At 48.7% G+C, this 18,256-nt stretch carries 11 protein-coding genes; all 11 read right to left on the reverse strand.

What is annotated here, in order from left to right; genetic code table 11:
• On the reverse strand, positions 1-831 hold the full coding sequence (locus tag K7P76_RS18155) for a carbohydrate ABC transporter permease (RefSeq protein ID WP_232186733.1): 831 nt from the start codon (positions 829-831) through the stop codon (positions 1-3).
• A 3-nt stretch (positions 832-834) separates the two neighbouring features.
• The gene (locus K7P76_RS18160; protein ID WP_232186734.1) at positions 835-1,827 is read right to left on the reverse strand and encodes a carbohydrate ABC transporter permease; all 993 of its coding nucleotides are present in this window, start codon (positions 1,825-1,827) and stop codon (positions 835-837) included.
• Entirely contained in the window at positions 1,811-3,208 is a 1,398-nt protein-coding gene (locus tag K7P76_RS18165; protein WP_232186735.1) for an ABC transporter substrate-binding protein, read from the reverse strand. Before K7P76_RS18165 ends, K7P76_RS18160 begins: the two co-directional genes overlap by 17 nt.
• Positions 3,209-3,321: 113 nt before the next feature.
• Positions 3,322-6,087, reverse strand: coding sequence for a sensor histidine kinase (locus K7P76_RS18170; RefSeq protein ID WP_232186736.1), 2,766 nt, complete (start codon positions 6,085-6,087; stop codon positions 3,322-3,324).
• 1 nt (position 6,088) lies between these two features.
• Positions 6,089-7,357 carry a response regulator transcription factor gene (locus tag K7P76_RS18175; protein ID WP_232186737.1) on the reverse strand — a complete coding sequence of 423 codons (1,269 nt, stop codon included), beginning with the start codon at positions 7,355-7,357 and terminating at the stop codon, positions 6,089-6,091.
• 113 nt (positions 7,358-7,470) lie between these two features.
• Positions 7,471-10,512 carry a hypothetical protein gene (locus tag K7P76_RS18180; protein WP_232186738.1) on the reverse strand — a complete coding sequence of 1,014 codons (3,042 nt, stop codon included), beginning with the start codon at positions 10,510-10,512 and terminating at the stop codon, positions 7,471-7,473.
• A 139-nt stretch (positions 10,513-10,651) separates the two neighbouring features.
• The gene (locus tag K7P76_RS18185) at positions 10,652-12,751 is read right to left on the reverse strand and encodes an alpha-galactosidase (protein ID WP_232186739.1); all 2,100 of its coding nucleotides are present in this window, start codon (positions 12,749-12,751) and stop codon (positions 10,652-10,654) included.
• Positions 12,748-15,123: an alpha-L-rhamnosidase-related protein gene (locus tag K7P76_RS18190; protein ID WP_232186740.1), complete on the reverse strand. Its 2,376-nt coding sequence runs from the start codon at positions 15,121-15,123 to the stop codon at positions 12,748-12,750. Before K7P76_RS18190 ends, K7P76_RS18185 begins: the two co-directional genes overlap by 4 nt.
• A 21-nt stretch (positions 15,124-15,144) precedes the next feature.
• Positions 15,145-15,966: a carbohydrate ABC transporter permease gene (locus K7P76_RS18195; RefSeq protein ID WP_232186741.1), complete on the reverse strand. Its 822-nt coding sequence runs from the start codon at positions 15,964-15,966 to the stop codon at positions 15,145-15,147.
• Positions 15,963-16,832, reverse strand: a complete 870-nt coding sequence (locus tag K7P76_RS18200) for a carbohydrate ABC transporter permease (protein ID WP_232186742.1) — start codon at positions 16,830-16,832, stop codon at positions 15,963-15,965. Before K7P76_RS18200 ends, K7P76_RS18195 begins: the two co-directional genes overlap by 4 nt.
• Before the next feature lie 49 nt (positions 16,833-16,881).
• On the reverse strand, positions 16,882-18,231 hold the full coding sequence (locus K7P76_RS18205) for an ABC transporter substrate-binding protein (protein WP_232186743.1): 1,350 nt from the start codon (positions 18,229-18,231) through the stop codon (positions 16,882-16,884).
• Positions 18,232-18,256: the final 25 nt, after the last annotated feature.

The raw sequence follows: 18,256 nt of genomic DNA on the forward strand, positions 1-18,256 counted from the left end.
TTAGCCTTTAATTCCCGAAGTTACGACACCTTCTATGAGAAAGCGTTGACCAAGAAAAAACGTTGCGATGACTGGAAGCATGAACAGGATCGAAGCAGCGGCTGCCACTTGTTGGATGATAACGCTTCTCTCGTACACATAACCGATCGTCGATAGTGCGGTTGCGAGAGGATACTTCGCTTCGTTCAGAAACATAAACGGCGATATAAAATCCCCCCAAGCCCCCTGGAAGGTCATGATGGACACCGTGGCTACGACGGGAAGCGATAGCGGCAGGAAAATGTTCCAGTAAGTCCGAAAGATCGAGCACCCGTCAATTCTCGCCGCTTCCTCCAGCTCCTTCGGGATCACGGAGAAAAATTGCCGATACAAAAAGATAAAAAACGACGAGCCGCCGAGACCCCAGATCAACCAAGGATAGAAAGTGTTAAGCAACCCGTATTTATGAAATAGGATATAAGTCGGAATTTGCGTAACGATCCCTGGCAGCATCATGGTGGATAGGACGATCATAAACAGCACTTTCTTGCCTGGTGCGTCGATGCGGGAGAAAGCATAACCGACAAGCCCGCTGGACAACGTCGTAGTCGTGACCGTTATCAAGCATAGGAAAACCGAATTTTTGGCAAACTTCCAAAAATCGATCATTGTAACTGCGAACCTATAATTTTCAATTTCAAATGCTCTAGGCAAAAAGTCGGGCGTATCAAACCACGGACTTAAAGAATTCGATAAAGTTAAAAACAAGGGAAGCACGAACATAACGGAACATAGCAGCAAAGCGGAGTAAAGGATGAACCGGTTCGTACGGTTATACCGCAAACTCGTCAATCGTTATCCCTCCTGATCCGTTTCATAATGAACCCAATAACGGCTTGTCGTGAAGATTAATATCGTAAGCAGCAAAATGACGACAAACATGATCCATAGCAGTGCCATCCCGTAAGCAAACCGTTGGAAGGCGAACACTTGTTGAAACGCATGCACGGCATAGAAATAATTAGGTCGAATAGGCGGGTCCAGCAAGCGTGTTCCCGTAAGCAATATCGGTTGAATATACATTTGCAATGCGCCGATGAATCCCATGATCAAGTTAAAGAAAATAACCGGTGTCATGAGCGGCAGCGTAATGCGAAAGAACTTCTGGAATGACGATGCTCCGTCTATTGACGAGGCTTCGTAATAATCCCTGGAGATTCCTTTTAACCCCGCCAGATTGATCAGAATACCGCCGCCAGCCCCCCAGACCAGCATAATAACGAGCGATAAAGTCGCGTAATCGTAACCAAGCCAATTCAAGGCAGGCAGATGAAAGAATTTCAATATCGTATTGATGATTCCGTCCTTATCCGCATATAAGAACCGGAACATTAAACCGACCGAGACCAGCGGCACGATCGAAGGCAAATAGAAGATCGTCCGATAGATTCCCATCCCTCGAATACTTCTATTGAGAAGCAACGCGAGCAGCAATCCAACCGCTGTTCCGATGGGAACATACACAATGGCAATATAGATAGTTCTTCCGAGCGAGTAAATGGCATCTGTATCGGAAAATACGTTTTTGTAATTTTGCAAGCCGACCAGCCGCAAACGATCGATATTAAAACCAATAAAATTGGTGAAGCTGAGGTACAGTCCATAAAATAACGGATAGAGGCCGAAAAACGCGAATACGACGACCCATGGCGATACCATCAAATAAAAAGCTAACGTACGGCGGCTCCTCTCCGTTCGGATAAGATCCACTCCTTTCATCAGTAAGAAGAAAGGGAATCTCAAGGATCCCCTTTCCTTCCAGCGGGTCAGCTTACTTCTGTGCTGCACTCATGCCTTCCTTAAGCAGCGTGGAGGCATCCTTGTTTAACTGCTTCATCGCTTCGTCCAACATCGACTTCCCGAAATAGACCGGTGTCAGATGTTTCTTAAGAAGCGCGTCCCCGTTGAGCAGATAAGGGTTGACCTCCAATACGTCGTTGCTATAATTCAGTTCTCCTTGCAGTACCTTAAACGCTTGTTTATCGAACTCCGTCGTTTGCGGAAGCATCTCTACCAAGTGCTTCATCGCAGGAACACCCCATCCGCCTTTGGCGCGTTCTTCGGCAAGCTTCCCGCCGAAGTACCACTCATACACTTTCCAAGTTTCCTCCGGATGTTTCGTTGCTTTATTGATAATAGCGCCGGTAGCCGAGCCGGTAGGAGAAACTCGCTTGCCACCCTCTGCTATAGGCGCCGGCAGCATACCGAAATCGTCCAGATGGGTTTTCGTATGCTCGTCATTGCGCAGCAGTCCGGAGAACCAGTAGCCTGACAGCATCATCGCGGCGCGATCCGTCAGGAAGATCTCCCCACCCCACGCGGCCTTATCCTGATTGATCTGATTCGGGCCGACATTCGCTTTGACCGCGTCTACCCATAGTCCGAGCCCTTCCTTCACTTCCGGCTTATCGTAATCAATCGAACTGAAATCGCTTGAGGATAGTGTGACTCCTTTACTTAGCAGATAAGTCATTAACCAAGGCAGATCCGCTTCCGATTTACCAAGAATACCGAGTCCGAATTGTTTAATCGTGTCGCCTTCCGTAATCGTCAGTTTCTTGGAAAGCTCGAACAGCTCTTTCCAGGTCATAGGCTGCGAGGCATCTGGAATTGGCACTCCAGCAGCTTCAAACAGCTTCTTGTTGTACCAAACCGTATAATCCGGAGACCAGTCTTTCGGTATGCCGTAGATCGGCCCTTGTCCTTGAACCTTTCCATCAAACCTGAATACGTTAGTGGCCGGTCCGAGATCGTCCTCGCGGATAATTGAGCTCTTCTGAATGAATGGCGTCAGATCCATCGCGATACCGCGAATGACGTAGGAGGGTGTATCGTTGACACCGCTTATCCGAATAATATCCGGAGCTTCCCCGGTCGCGAGCTGAGCGGCAAGCTTAGTTGCATCCGTATCCTCGCGCTGTATTTTGATGCCTGGATTATCATCTTCAAACTGCTTAATTTGCTCTGTCGATATTTCATCATTATTGATATTGAAGCGAACGACGATGGGATCAGCATCCTTACCTCCTTTATCGGACGGAGAAGCCTGCTGAGACTCGTTCCCTTCCTTCACCGGGCTATTCGTTTCTGAGCCAGATTTATTATTGCCGCATGCCGTCAACCCTACCGCCATTATGAGACCGAGAAGCAAATAACCTTTCTTTTTCATGCAAGACCCTCCATAAAATTAAGAATTGAGAGCATCATATGCGCTCATGACTGTAGTATAGAGATGAACGACATGGACCGGCTACGAGACGATCATACGATATGACAGGGTATTTATCCGAAGTTAAGAGGGAGTTCGATAAGGGTTCGGGTCCCTCTCATCGGCTCACTGACGACATTCATTACGGCCTGATCCTTATAATACAAACGAAGACGATGGCTCACATTTGACAAGCCGATCCCGCCGCCGCCCTCATCACTCTTGTGATCTCTATGAATCTCTGTACCTTTCTCAAGCTCGTTGTTAAGCTGCGTTAACCTGACTGAGTCCATTCCAATGCCGTTGTCACTCACTTCGATCCGCAAGCATCCTGCCTCCGAACGAATTTTGATTCCAATCCATCCTTCCTCGTCGAAACCTTCCAGCCCGTGCTTCAAACAGTTCTCCACGATAGGCTGAAGGATAAATTTCACGACGCTCGCAGCAAGTAATTCCTTAGGCACATCTATTTGGAATGTATACAGGTTTCCCGTACGGAACTGTTGAATGGCCATATAATTTCGAACATGATCCAACTCATTGTCCAGCGTTACGACTTCTGTGTCATTGCTTATGCTATAGCGAAACAGGTCAGCCAAAGCTGTCACCATCATTCCAATATCGCGGTTACCAGTTCTCATGCATCTCATGTTGATAGCTTCCAGTGTATTGTATAGAAAATGGGGTTTAATCTGGGCTTGAAGCATCTTGAGCTCGGCCAACGCTTTCGTCGATAGCAATTCAGTCTCACGAATTTTGATATTTGCATTTTCCTCCATCACGTTCATATTCTGATGAACGACTTCGGCCAACTGACGGATCATCCCGTTGTAGCTTCGAACGATTTCGGCAATTTCGTTGCGCCCCTTGTCAATGGTCGCCTGATAGAACTTCCCTTCTCCCGCGAGAGCCATCATTCGTTTCAATTCCCTAAGCGGCTTCAGCAAAAAAGCCGTAATGGTGAGAGCCAATACAATGGATAACAGCCACACGATTGCGATAATGAGCAGAAAAGCATATTTATACTCCCTATTCTTGTAAACAATCCGGTCATTGGAATAAGACACCTCCATCCGCCAGTCGGATTCCGGCACCCGTCCAGACCATTGCATGGCACCGGCGCCGAATTCAGGGGGAAAACGATCATACGGATAGATTTGGGTACCGAAAGAATCTTTTATTTGCAACGCAAACCCGAGTGGACTTAATTTTTCAAACAAAGACTCTCTCGGTACCAGCAGTAAATAATAGACCGAGAGCCCGCGATCGGATCTATAGGCGAATCGCTTAATTAAAGCCGGTTTAATCGTATTGAATGCGTCTTTGTAACCGTTAATCCAATAAGCCTCGTCGGTATTGCGCATCTCCCCCGGCTCCAGCCTGAACAAATCGCGGTTATCGGAGAAGATGGAAGAATAGACGGCTTGTCCGCCCGCATCGAACAGAACGAAGTATTCGGCTTCGTTGAGCCCGGCGAGCATTGGAATACTCACATTAACCGAGACGTCAGACATAGGTTCTGGTATCTCTGAGTTATACGTGCGTTTTAGGAGAATCTGCAGCGGTTCGCTCGCATGAATCTGATTGATTAAGTGGTTCATAGAATCTATGCGATTTTGGATTGAGACGCCAGTATACGTTCCAATCTCGCCGATCATGAGTCCCATCTGTTTCTGGACGACTTGATTGAACAAACCTGAATAAAGCCATCCTCCGGTCAATGTCGGAAGCATAGCCGCAAGAGAGAATATAACGAGCAGTCTTTGACGGAGGGTCAGGGGGATTATACTCTTCGGTATCCACTCCTCGGAGATCGACTTCGAGTCCCATCGATCGCCCCTGGATTGCTCTTTCATCTTCCTGGACAGCAACAGGAAAGAATCCAACGTTCTCTTTGCATAGAAGAAGCTGATCCCGAAAGTGACGACTACTGTTGCGCAGAAGAGCCAAATCAATCGATTCCATAACGTGAAAATCGAGTAGTGGACAATTGGAGTCGCGGGAGCGAATGTAACCTTATAGGGATACGGACTTAATTCTTTAGCGGAGGCTTGACCCACCGGGGCATCATCAGACGACCAGAGCCGATTCCCTTGTGTATCCTCTACGGAGAAGCTGAAGGCTTCCGATTGAAGCAAGGGTAATCCCGTTCTAAAAAAATCGTCCTGCAATTGCATGAGGATTAGAACACCGTTCATATTTCCGTTACTGATAATCATACGGTTCTTCAAATTTTCCGTGAAAAGGCGCAGTTCCCGGATAACGGTTTTATCTTGCGCGAGGTGCCGAGAATCAATAAACTTAGACAAATCCTGCGACGAGTATTTCACGATTCTGTTGTGGTCTTCCAGGAATCTTTCGCTCATATGTATTTTCTGCAATAAATCCATCCGAATGTTCGGAAGCTCCGCAAATCCATCCTGGCCGATATCCTTAATCCAAGCCGCTTGTCCCGCATCACCCCCGATGAAATAGATACGATGAACCAAATCCGGAGATAAATGAAGCGCATTCAACTTAGCCGACAGTTCTGCCCTATGAACGGCCGCGAAATGAGCATCCCTATATAGGAGCGACTCCTGAAAATAAGTACTGAAGTACGGGGTCTGCAGCAATTGCAGTAAATGGTCAATTTCACCGAGTTGAAGGAGAGTATTATGATAGAACTGCGTGGAAACGTTCGACTTGCGGTTGTCCTCGATCATTCTGTTCATACTGTTTACATAGGTTAAACCGATCTGGACCATTACAATCTGAGCCAATATGGTCAACATGACGGAGACGGCAACAATACGCCAGGGCGTTGGGCTATGCTTGCTCAACCATCGACTAATGGCCATCTCAGCTTCCCCCTATGCGCGCTTTCTTGACGATCGATATCTCTCTGAAATCCATCGGCGTCGTCCCCGTGTGCTTCTTGAATAGCTCCGTAAAATAGTTCTGATCCGAGTAGCCGACTTTCTCCGCAACCTCATATACTTTATACCGTATATCGGCCAACATCTCGGCAGCCCTCTCCATCCTGAGCGAGGTTAAATAAGTTAAATAGGTTTCTCCCGACTCCTTGAACAGCATACTTAAATGTCCGGGAGTAACGTAGACCTGCTCGGCCACTTCCTTGAGCGTTAGTCCTCTGCCATAATTTTGTCTAATGTACTCTTTGGCTTGGCTGACGACCTTGTTCTCCTCCTTGAGCACATCCGTTGCTACTCGTATAGCGTTATCTTCCGATGTCCTCTTCAAAAGGACGCGCGCCGATTCGAACGAATGGCGAACGAGCATGACTTCCGGAACGATGCTGCCTATGGCGAGTGAAAGCGTCGACTTGAACAAGCCGCGAAATCGGAACAAACTCTGCTTGAGCTCTGTCATGTCCGCCACCGCGGACGGTCCGGAAGAGAGCAAACCGCATTCCGCCGTATCGCGATTGACCAGATGAACCCGTTGTCCTGGCGTGTCCCATAAATCATTTAACAGATTGTTCAATGAAAATACGATTAACTTCAATTCCTTAGCGCTTACAGGATGTTTGCTCTGTCTCATGCGATCGAGACTAAGAATCCCGACGCGATAGACGTTTCCATCCAGGCGAATCCCATTTTCCGCCATTCCTTGCAAGATTTCAACTGACGACATCTCCTGCGTCAACAGCCGGTACGTGAACTCTTCGCGCATCAGAAGAGACAGCATCGATTCTTTGCGTTCTAGCAATTGTTTGCGAGACTCCTCCTGCTTCCTTTCATCCATAGTTCGAATTACTTCTCCAAATGTATTAAACATTGCATCGAAATCGGTAGGCTTAAGCAAATAGCCCACCGCTCCATGGTCAATCGCATGCTTGGCATAGTGAAATTCGCTGTAACCGGACAAGATCACGACAAGTATACGGGGATGCAACCTCTTCAACGCGTTCATGAGCTCCAAGCCATCCATAAAAGGCATGCGAATATCGGCAAGCACAATATGAACAAGGTTCTCTTCAACAAATTGGAGCGCTTCGAGCCCATGGGTACAGGAGCCGGCAACTTCTATGCCCAATTGTCCCCATGGGGATGCGAGCAGTCCCTCCCGAATCTCCATCTCATCATCGACGATCAACAATCGGTACATGAAGGTTCCTCCTTTTTCATCGAGTAAGAAACAGCCCGCAAATCAAGACTGATTTGCGGGCTGTTGTTGAACTATTGTTTATCTTCTATCACCTGCAGATCAAGATTCCTACCTTACAAACCCGTATAAAGAACCGTCGGAGTCCATACCGTCGTATCCCCAGTATTGGTTCCATTCTTGTTGACGACGAAATAAACCAAATCATTCGCCGCTACAGAGATGCTGATATCATGAGAAAATCCAACAAAGTTGTTAGCGGCAATGGCTTGCCAGCCGCTTGCCGGCCACACTTGAGTTCCATTCTTCATGATCTTGACGTTTACCCCGTCGCCTATCCCGTTATAAATATCTTTCTTCGCATTACCCGTAATTTGGACTGTACCCGCTTTCGGTGCTTTCCATGCTCTAACAGAATCATTGGTATCGGGATGCTGCCAATTATATCCGACCAAGGCATAGGTTTGCGCACCTTTCCATCTGTTGTTGACAGTATCCCAGGTCATATCGCTGTAACTGGTGCCGTTCCATTGTTTGTAAGACCATTGATTGGTTTCCTGTACTGAACTGAAGCCGCTTGTAGCCGAAAAAGAATTATATTCTACACCCGTGTATCGGACAGTTGGATCCCATACCATCGTGTCGGAAGTAATGGTTCCGTTCTTATTGACGACAAAATAAATGAAATCATTCGCCTCTACAGGAATGGAAATATCGTGGGAAGCTCCAACAAAGTTGTTAGCGGCAATGTATTCCCAGCCGCTGCTCGGCCATACCTGGGTTCCATTCTTCATGATCTTGACGTTTACCCCGTCGCCCAAACCGTTGTTGGAATCCTTCTTCGCAGTGCCCGTCAGTCGGACTGTACCTGAACTCGGCGCTTTCCAGGCTCTCACGGAATCATTGGTATCGGGGTGCTGCCAATTGCTGCCGACGATGACGTAGGTTTGGGCGCCGTTCCATCTGTTGTTGACGGCATCCCATGTCATATCGCTATAACTGCTGCCATTCCACTGCTTGTAATACCATTGATTCGTTCCCTGTGCCGAGCTGAACCCGCTTGACGCCGAATAATTTTCATACTCGATCGTCGGGTCCCAATGTGTCGTATCGGACGAATTGGTTCCGTTCTTGTTGACGATGAAACGAATCTGGTCATTCGGAGCGACGCTGACCGTCAGATTATGCGAGACGCCTGTAAAATTGTTATAGGCGATCGATTGCCAACCGCTGCTTGGCCAGATCTGCGTGCCGTTCTTCAGGATCCTCACATTTACACCGTCTCCGAATCCGGAATTAGACGCTTTCTTAGCCAGTCCGGCAACGTTGACGACACCTAACTTCGGAGCAGTCCAAGTTCTCACGGAATCATTCGTATCTGGATGCTGCCAACTGCTGCCGATAATAACATTATCCTGCGCGCCCTTCCACCTGTTATTGCCTGAATCCCAGGTCATATTGCTATAAGCGGTTCCGTTCCACTGCTCATATGACCATTGATTCACTCCTTGTGTCTGGCTGAACCCACCCGATGCCGAATACCGATCCGTCTGATTTGTGGTAATCGTAATCGATCTGCGGTAAAGGTTGTCAATCGTATAATCGCTCCACGCTTTGCGGGGGTAAATGATATCGAAATTGCCGTCTACCGTAGTTCCATCGGCAGCTCCGCCCACATAATCCACGAAGGTGGAATACGGCTGCATGACCGAACCCGCCGTCACACTGTCCACGATGGCCTCCATGCTCCAATTAATTCCATCCGATGAAGAGTACAACGTTAATTTGCTGGCGTCATGGGTTTGAATGGTCATCAGATATTTGTTGATGGCGGTATTGAATGTGGCGTCGGAATGCGTGTCCTCCTTGCCGTACGTATTGTCAATAATCCGATCTCCAAGACTTGTAAATGCATTGCCGGACCAGCTGCCATTCGAGTATTTGGTCCATGTTGTATTCTGAAGATTTCTGGCAGCGGCAATTACGTCCTGAAGATCGGCTCTTGCCACCGCAATATGTCTCGGATAAGCTCCCAGTTCATTGTTGACACCATCGTTGTAGTAAGCGTAGATATAGTCGCCGATTATGACAATAGGGGTTCCGCCTACATTCAAGTCCTCATTATAAGGCTTCAACATCTCGCCGCAAAATTCCCAAGTTGCGCCATTGTCATTGGAATAGGCTACTCCAAGACTGAATTTGGGAATTCCTGACGTTTGTCCAGCAGGCCACCGCTCGTTGTGTGTAAATCCGATCAACTCGTTGGGTCCTATCTTGTAATAATTCATGATCCAGATATGATACCGATAAGAATCGCCCTCATGGCCGTTTTTGTCAATCAATTGTTCTCCGCCAGACGAAACATAGGTTTGCATCGGATCATCAGAAGGGCCTCTAAAATGCTGTGAATACGGACCGTGATAGAAATTCATAGAGTCGTCGTTATCTTTCATCGTACCGAAGGTTGAATCCATCGTGATCTGCATTTGAGCGTCCGTATACAACAAATCTGCATCTCCGACATTGATCGTGTACGGAAGATCGGGACCTGAAACCGATACATTGTCAAAGTGCCAGCTGCTTGTGCTTACCACCAGTCCCGCATAACCGCTAGCGAACGTTGCGTCGTTATAATCGATTCTAGGGGTCGTCTCGTTATTCACGTAAACTTTAATGTTCGCGCCGCTGTTGACGACCCTGACATGGCGAAACGTACTAAAATCAATGCCGGTCGATGCCGAGATAAGAACCTTATTTACTTTGTATAGCTCCACCGAACCATTTGCCCTGATATAGAGCATAAATCCGCTTTCAAACGGGTTGTCACTGGCAATCATCTTCTTGAATTGAAGACCCGCCCAGCTTAGATTGCTGCCGCCGTTGTTCACTACCTTCAGATCGAAATCATACGTGGCGTCTCCCCAACGCTTGTCCTTGATTCCGGTAAAGTAAGTGCCGTTTGTCGTCGTGCTTTGGATGTATGACCCTCCTGACACGGACCAGCTTCCGGAGAATTCCGACCAGTTGCCGTTTCCTGCATCAAATGTGTCGTAGAACGAATTTCCGGCGGCCAGCGCGGTATGCCCCGGCAAAGCGACTACCGATACGCCAAAAACCAGAAGAAAAGCTGCTGCCCAGTTGCAAAGCTTTCTAAACATTACTATTCCTCCCTTGATTTTTTTAACCGGATTAGGCTCATGATACCTAATCCGGTTAAGCATTAACTTTATTGAAAGCGCTATCACATTTCAAAGGATACCTCCACTTCTGTAGAAAGAAAATAGAAGATTCCTAGACTCAATTTGTAAAATTTATCGATTGCCCCGCTCCGAATAGAACGAAACGTGCGCTGGGTGTTTCGAAAACAACCTCAATGGCGGCGTGCCCGGACTTGTCGCGGGTTACAGACACGCCCTCTGTATGCCAGAATACCGTATCCGGAAGGCCCCTCGTGATATAACGGTAAGTGCCCGGCGTGGAGGAAAATATCACGACTGCTCCCTTACCTGTTCTGGCTGACAGCTTCTCGTGAACCTCGGGAGCGCCGCCGACCTCTCCTTCCCTGACCGGATCGCTTTCCGTGATATCATCCCTAATCTGCTTGTAAAGCGCCATTACTTCACCGATCAATTGCCGTCCTTCATCCGATACCGCCGGAAGGTCTCCCCAGATGCCGTTCTGCCCAAGAATCAGCGAGCCGAGAGACATCAGTTGGTTATCTCGTGGATCATCCGGCAAATAGTGCGTCAGAAAAAGCACGGATGGAAACCACTTGTCGTAATTCAAGGGCGTTCGACAAATCCAACCTCTGGCCGGACCGGGATAGAAGAACACGTTCCAGAGGTCCGTTTCTCTGTCGATCGGTACATCGTAATTAAAATAGTAAGGCCCGTTATTGACGAGAAAATATTTTCCTGCGGACAGGAATGCAAGCCCTGCCGAGCGTCCTCCTTCCGTGATGTCAAAATCGACGATCACCTCCGGACAAGCCTCGCACAGCTTGTCTACTATGCGGGTCATCGCCTGAATTTGCTGAAACGCGTAGCTGTCTGCCCGCTCTTGACGCGAGTGCTTCTCCATCCCATGGTCGTGGCTGGGATCCTCGCAGCCGTATTGTTCGATTGCATCCCATTTGAAGTAATCAACACCAACTTCCTTCGCTAGCCGGATCAGCTCGTCTGCGAAGGCATCGGCATAACGGCTGACCAGGCAGAAGGGCAAACTTTCCTCCGTCTCCCAAATTTCGAACGGCTTCGCCTTCTCTCCGCCTTTGGACATCACGCATTCGGGATGACGAATCGCCATCTCGCTCGATACGGCTGCGACCGTCGGATTGAACCAAAGCCCCAGCTTCATACCGTAGCTGTTCAGACGCTCCTTAACCTGCTTCAAACCGTCCGGGAACCGCTCGTTGCTGACCCGCCAATCACCCGTTTTCTCATACCAGCCTGTATCAAGAACATAGACGTCGATCCCCATCTCATGCGCCGCATCGATCTCCTTCAGCGTCCACGCCAGGTTCATGTCGTCCAAATATTTCTTCTTGCGCCAGTTGCGGTTGCGTTCCTGATAATTCCATGTGTTATAGAAAATATAAGGTTTACGGCTTTCCGAATTCAGCGTCTGATGCTGGAGCACGAAGGAACGGTAGTCGGAAGCAAGCGCAGCCTCGTTGCCTGTTCGCAATGCCGCCTGCAGCCAGACGGTGCTGTAAGGCCGTTCCCCGTCCGGACATTGCCCGTCAAGATAATTGCCCTTGACCGCCTCCAAGACAACTTTCCGGTCAGGCGTCAATCGGTAGCGAATGAACGCGTCTGGAGACTGAGAGCCATGCTCGTAAGCAAACAGCGCTGACACCGTTCCGTCACCAGCCGTCAGCAAAGGACCCATCGCAGTCTGGCCGCTGTCGAAGTGTTGCTCGTAAAGCGGGCGCTCGGTCAGACAGAAGCTATGAACCAATTCCATAAATTCGGAGAAGCGGAGCTCCTTCGCCTCCGGGAAGTCGTCCAATGGGAGCGTCGCATAGCGGAGACGATCAACGCCTTGCCGCTTCGTGAGTCGCCTTCCATTTTCCGAGGTCAGTTCATAACGGAACCGGATGACTGAATTATCGTTGTCAGGCACCCGAACAATCCAATCAATCCGTAAATCCGATGCTCCATGAATCATGCCGCCAACCCGGTATTCCGTGGTGCCGTTTCCCATCTGTCTTGGAGCCTCACGTTCGGCGACTGACTTCAACACAACCGGAATAAGTTCTCCCTCCATTTCGAACGCCGGGGCTCCAATAGCCCATTCCCTGCCGCTGCTCCGGTCGGTGATCGTCCAGAATCGCGCTTCCTCTCCATAGAATCCCAGCTCTACTCTTTCATTACGGCAAGTCCATAACTGCCTCATATCCCTATCACCCGCTTTAATGGCATACCGGTTGAATTCACAATATCAACCCGGTAATCAGAAGGAATTTGCATAGTCAATTTCAATTCTCCATCCTTCTTCTCCCACTCGACTCGAATAACATCATCGCCAATAGGGATCGTACCCGAGCACGCGTTTAGTTCGACTGTTCCGGGGTGAAGCTCGATCGTTCTCCGAACGGGATCAATGCTCACACCAAGCAAATCTCGGTACAGGACACGCACGACATGGGAAGCAAACCCGTGATTGCAGCTGGCCACGGGGCCGTCATGTTCCCATAAAGTACCGGTCGTCTTCGCCATATGTTCAAAGAAAGCAGGCAATTCCTTCAGCAACTGATTGGCGCAGCCCTCTAACGAAAGCACCTCCATCCGCATGAAGTTGCCGACCAACTGATTGGTATGGGGAATATGCGGATAGTTCCTCGCCTCCCCTCTATACAGGGGACCGAATTGTTCTAGAAGTATGCGGAACAATTCGGGGTAGGAAGCGCTGTCGGCTATTCCGAAGAAGAAAGCATAATACTGGCAAACTTCCGAAATGTGATTCTCTGCTTCCAAATGCCCATCGATGCGAACGGCGTTGTCGACGAAAAATTGTCCGTTGAAGGACTGTTCCCGAACCGTGGCCCGCACCTGTTCCGCATCCTTCTCCCATTCAGCGATTTCGTACAAGCGGGCGGCTGCGGACAATGCTCCCGCGTAGAGCATGTTCGTCGGGTAATTCACATCCTGCACCCATTCGTTGGCATCCGTACACTCGACGAAGATCCATCCGTCCAACCTCTCCAGAAGCCCGTCTTCGTTTCGGAAACCTTCGAAGTAACGGAACAACGCACATACCTTCGTCTTGAACGCCTGCGCCATCTCTGCGTCACCGCTTCTGAGGACGTATTCCTCCAGTTGGACGACAAACCACAGCCCCCAGTTCGGAATGAAATTGCCGTCGTAATGATCCGCCGGATAACACATCGGCAGCATCCCTTCCGGTAAATTCCTGAAACCCGAAGGCAGCAAATAATTTTCGAAGAAAAATCGTTCCAAGCCCGTGTGCCCGCTAACATCGAACGCCGTCCGCGCGGTAAAGAAGCTGTCGCACAACCAGCCGGCCCTCTCGCGCGAAGGACAATCCATGAAGACGTCAACCGTGTTCTGACGGTAGGTTTCGATGCCGGCCCTGAAGATCGAATCGATCGCCGCATTACCGCTGGAAAATGCAGCCCGGTCGACATCCGCGTTGGCGTATTCCCGCAAGTATAACCCCCGGACTTGAGCTTCCCCTTTCAGTACAAGAAGCTTTAAATACCGCATCGAATTCGGTTCCAAAGCTTCGATCTCATAGGTTCCCGGCTGCAACTCATAACCGATGACATTGACGGCATCCAAGCGCAGAAAATCAATATCCCCATCTGTCAGAACCTCGTCGAACAAGAAATATAACCGGGTCGGCACCGAACACGCTATGGATGCTCCGACGAATCCGGTTAGATTTGTGCCGAAATCAACAATCTGGTAACCAAACTCTCCGAGTTTCAACGCTGCATCCAGGTCATAGGGGATATGCAACTCTTGCCGCACATCGGCGACTGCCTCCTGAAGAAACAAAGACGGAATCGTCTCCAACGCTTCCTCTCGATAGCCAAGATACGTGGACCCGACTCCCGTCAGGGAACGATCCTTGCGGTAATTGTCGAGCTGCCCTCGCATGGTTACGGTTCCTTGCTGAATCCGGGCTTCAGGGTGCCTCAAGGTAAAGTCGGGATAAGCGATCCCCCGCGAGAGCAGCGACTTATCCTCAACGACATTCCATTGCGCGGACGTACAGAATGGCGCAACGGATGATTTTCGCCAATCCGCATACCAAGGATAAAGACGATAAACTTCCGTGAAGGCCCGTTGAAAGCTGTACCTCTGCGTCTTGCGAATCCGCTCGCTTAATAGACCGGCCTCGAATCCAGCCTGATCACCCGCTCCCGTTGACGCCAGCACCAGACCGTCGTCACGGACGACCTCAGCCTGGACAAAAGAAGGTTGGTCAAGCGTGTAGAAGCTGTTCACGTTGTACCCTGCTACTTCGATCGCCACGGTTACGTCTCCATCAATTATCTCTTCCGGAAGCTCCCATTCGTCGATCCTGTAATAGCCGTGCGGGGCCGCCGCCGGGCCGTGACCGATGAATTTTCCATTCGCGAAGCACCGGTAAATAGAAGATGCGGCGATGCGCAGCTTCAATCGTTCTCCGGGTTCTCCATGAACGATTGCCCGATAACCCGCAAAAACGTTCTTTTCAGTCTCCAAGCCAGTCAGCCAAATGGGCTGGGCTTTCCTAAAACTTCCCGAACTTTTGTTCATATTGGTCAACTCCAACTCAAACTATCCTTTAATCGCGCCTGCAGTCATTTCCTCGATGATAAACCTTTGACCGATCGAATAAACCAGCAGGATGGGCAGCATAGCAATAATCAAATCAGCGAAAACGTAGTTCCAATCCGTCCCGAATTTCGATTTAAACATATATACGGAAAGCGGAATCGTCCATTTTTCCGAATTGCTGAGCAAATACAACGGCCATTGAAAATCGTTCCAAACCCCGAGAAACACAAATACGGTCGCAGTGGTGATAGACGGAAGGAGCAACGGCAAAATAATTCGGATAAAGAGGCCAAATCCTTGCGAGCCGTCTACGAAGGCGGATTCATCGATTTCCTTCGGAATCGATTTGACGAAGCCGGTCATCATCAGAATAATGAAAGGCGCATTTAACGCGGAATATAAGAGGATCACTCCAAAGAATTGATTGTTCATATGAAGGATCTGGAGAAATTTAATGGTTGGGATAATCGAAGGAGGGGCAATTAACCCTGCTACGAAAATGATATAAATAATAGCCGTCACTCGTCCTGAACGCCGCGCTAGGATAAACGCGGCCAATACGCCAATCCCGATCGTGAGGAGAACAGACCCTACCGTAACAATGCCACTATTCGTAAGCCCCCGAAGCATATTTCCTTGTTCGAATACGACCGAAAAGTTGCTCCACATCCACTTGCTCGGCAGCGCAAGCGACATAAGCGCCGCCTCTTTCACATTTTTCAAAGAGCTTAGAACAATGAATAGAAGCGGGATTATGATCAGCAAACTTAGCAAACACATGATCAGAAATTTAATAAACGGAAGCAGCGTCTTGGCTTTCATAATTGAACCTCCCGTTTACGCAATACGTATAAAGCGATAAACGAAATGACGGCTATGGCGATAAACAAACATACATTTGCCGCGGTTCCATAGGCGTACATGCCTTCCGAAAATTGATCGAAGATATACGTATTCACGACTTCGGTCGCGTCGCCCGGGCCGCCGCTCGTTAAAGCAAAAACGATTTCAAATACTTTGAGCGAGCCGATTAAGCTCAATATGACATTGATCGTGAAGGAGGGAGCGAGCAATGGAAAAACCACATGCCGAACCCGTTTGAAATAGCTGCTTCCATCAATAATAGAAGCTTCGATCATCTCTTTGGGAATCATCAGGATCCCTGCAATATAGATCGCCATCGTAAATCCGGAATACTGCCATACGTTGGCAACGGAAATGGAGTATAACGCAACATCCGCATTGCCTAGCCAATCCGTTGTGATAAAGTCCAACCCCAGAAATCTAAGAAATTCGTTCAGGATGCCATCCGGTTGATAGATTGCCGAGAATACGTACCCGATGATTAATGTGCTTAATACGCATGGAAGAAAGAAGATCGTCCGAAACCAATTCCGCCCGACGATTCGGCTTGTCAGAACAAGGGCTAGGCATAAACCTAGCCCGTTCTGCAATACGGTAACGATTATGGCGTAAATCATCGTGTGCTTCATCGCATTCATTAAGTCACCGACATCCAGAAGATCTCTGTACTGCTGGAGTCCGACGAATTGAATGCTTTCTTTATAAATATTCCAATCCGTCACGGAATAATAGAACCCGGAAAGCGTTGGAATGATATAAAGCGACCCATAAATCAATAGCACCGGAAGCAGAAGCCATAGAGGATACATCTTTCTGATGTGCATGATTTACTCAACTCCCTACCCGAAAGCTTTCTCTAATTGAGTTTCTGCCTTACCAGCCGGCAAGGCCTGCCGCTTTAGCAGCTGTATCCATGTTCTTTTGTAACGCCTTAGCAACCTCTACAGCCGTTTTATCCCCGCCGTATAGCGATTGCAATTCTTTGGCAAAATCCCCAATCGACACCGTCGTCAAGCCATTAAAAAATGGTGCAGCTTTTCCCGCGTCAACAATCGGTTTTAAATCCGCGGTTCCTTGATTCAAAGGAGCTTCAATACCTAACCAGCTTGGCATGGTTTTGGCAGCGTCATAATATTGTTTTAAAATCTCAGGCTCCGCTAAGTAGGCAAGCAACTCTTTGGCTTGCTCTACATTTGGCGAATTTTTAAGAGCATAGGCGGCTTGAGGATCGGAAATCCCGACAAAGCTGCCGGCTTCGAACGGCTGCGGGAACATCCCGATTGGCGCATCAGGATATTTGGCTAGCAGCGTCGGCAATGCCCAGTCGGCATTCACAACCATAGCGGATTTACCCGTAGCAAGCTCGTCAAGCGATAAATCGTAAGTGCCCGAAAATAGATTTTTATTCGCATATCCTTTATTCACGATATCCACTTGTTTTTGCAGTAAATCGATGAATTCGGGAATTTGGTCCAGCGTTACTTGGTGCGTATTGATTTTTTCCATCAGATCCGGTTGTTTGTCCAATAGGTTAGCAAAACCGCTGAACGAGAACACTTGCAGCGGCCAGCCATCTTTACCCGCTTCATAGAAAGGCGTAATCCCGGCTGCTTTGATTTTTTCGCTGACAGCCAACAATTCATCGTAGGTTTGGGGAACCGCCAGTCCTAAATCGGCAAAAACCTTCTTATTGTAAAGAACCCCGGATACGTTCATCCCACTGGTCGGAATGCCGTAGATTTTCCCGCCTTCATTCAAGTAATACTTGGTAATGGTGGGATTAACTCGTGACATATAGGGTTCGTCCGTCAATTCGACCAGATTTTTCTCGGGATTCAACTTTTTGATCGCGCTGCTCTGGCTGAAGAAGAACAACACGTCCGGTACATCCTTTGTTGCAAGTTTCGTTAATACCAATTGTTCGAAGTTATCCGAAACAATCTGCAGATCCACTTTATTGCCGCTTTTCTGTTCATAACCTTTCATGATTTCCGCCCAAGGTCCCCCTTTGGCCCAATCGGCGTGCATCATAACTTTAAGCGTCACCGGATCTTTCTTAGGCGCAGCCGTCTCGGAAGCTTGCGCTTGTGCCGTTTCCGATGCGGTTGCGGATGCGGTTGCGGTTGATTCCGAAGATTCAGCCGCTTTCCCTCCGCACGCCGTCATGACGACCAACAACATCATGGCCAATAACGCAAACCATACCCTCTTTTTTCTTTGCATGCTCGTAACCCTCCAAGTCGCATAA

It is taken from the genome of Cohnella silvisoli (genome assembly GCF_021190915.1).
Taxonomy (GTDB): Bacteria; Bacillota; Bacilli; order Paenibacillales; family Paenibacillaceae; genus Cohnella; species Cohnella silvisoli.

Excerpts from the sequence above, each read along its gene's own strand:
- K7P76_RS18185 (WP_232186739.1), bottom strand. The coding sequence starts at position 12,751 with ATGAGGCAGTTATGGACTTGCCGTAATGAAAGAGTAGAGCTGGGATTC.
- K7P76_RS18170 (WP_232186736.1), bottom strand. The coding sequence starts at position 6,087 with ATGGCCATTAGTCGATGGTTGAGCAAGCATAGCCCAACGCCCTGGCGT.
- K7P76_RS18200 (WP_232186742.1), bottom strand. The coding sequence starts at position 16,832 with ATGCACATCAGAAAGATGTATCCTCTATGGCTTCTGCTTCCGGTGCTA.
- K7P76_RS18195 (WP_232186741.1), bottom strand. The coding sequence starts at position 15,966 with ATGAAAGCCAAGACGCTGCTTCCGTTTATTAAATTTCTGATCATGTGT.
- K7P76_RS18180 (WP_232186738.1), bottom strand. The coding sequence starts at position 10,512 with ATGTTTAGAAAGCTTTGCAACTGGGCAGCAGCTTTTCTTCTGGTTTTT.
- K7P76_RS18165 (WP_232186735.1), bottom strand. The coding sequence starts at position 3,208 with ATGAAAAAGAAAGGTTATTTGCTTCTCGGTCTCATAATGGCGGTAGGG.
- K7P76_RS18205 (WP_232186743.1), bottom strand. The coding sequence starts at position 18,231 with ATGCAAAGAAAAAAGAGGGTATGGTTTGCGTTATTGGCCATGATGTTG.
- K7P76_RS18175 (WP_232186737.1), bottom strand. The coding sequence starts at position 7,357 with ATGTACCGATTGTTGATCGTCGATGATGAGATGGAGATTCGGGAGGGA.
- K7P76_RS18190 (WP_232186740.1), bottom strand. The coding sequence starts at position 15,123 with ATGAACAAAAGTTCGGGAAGTTTTAGGAAAGCCCAGCCCATTTGGCTG.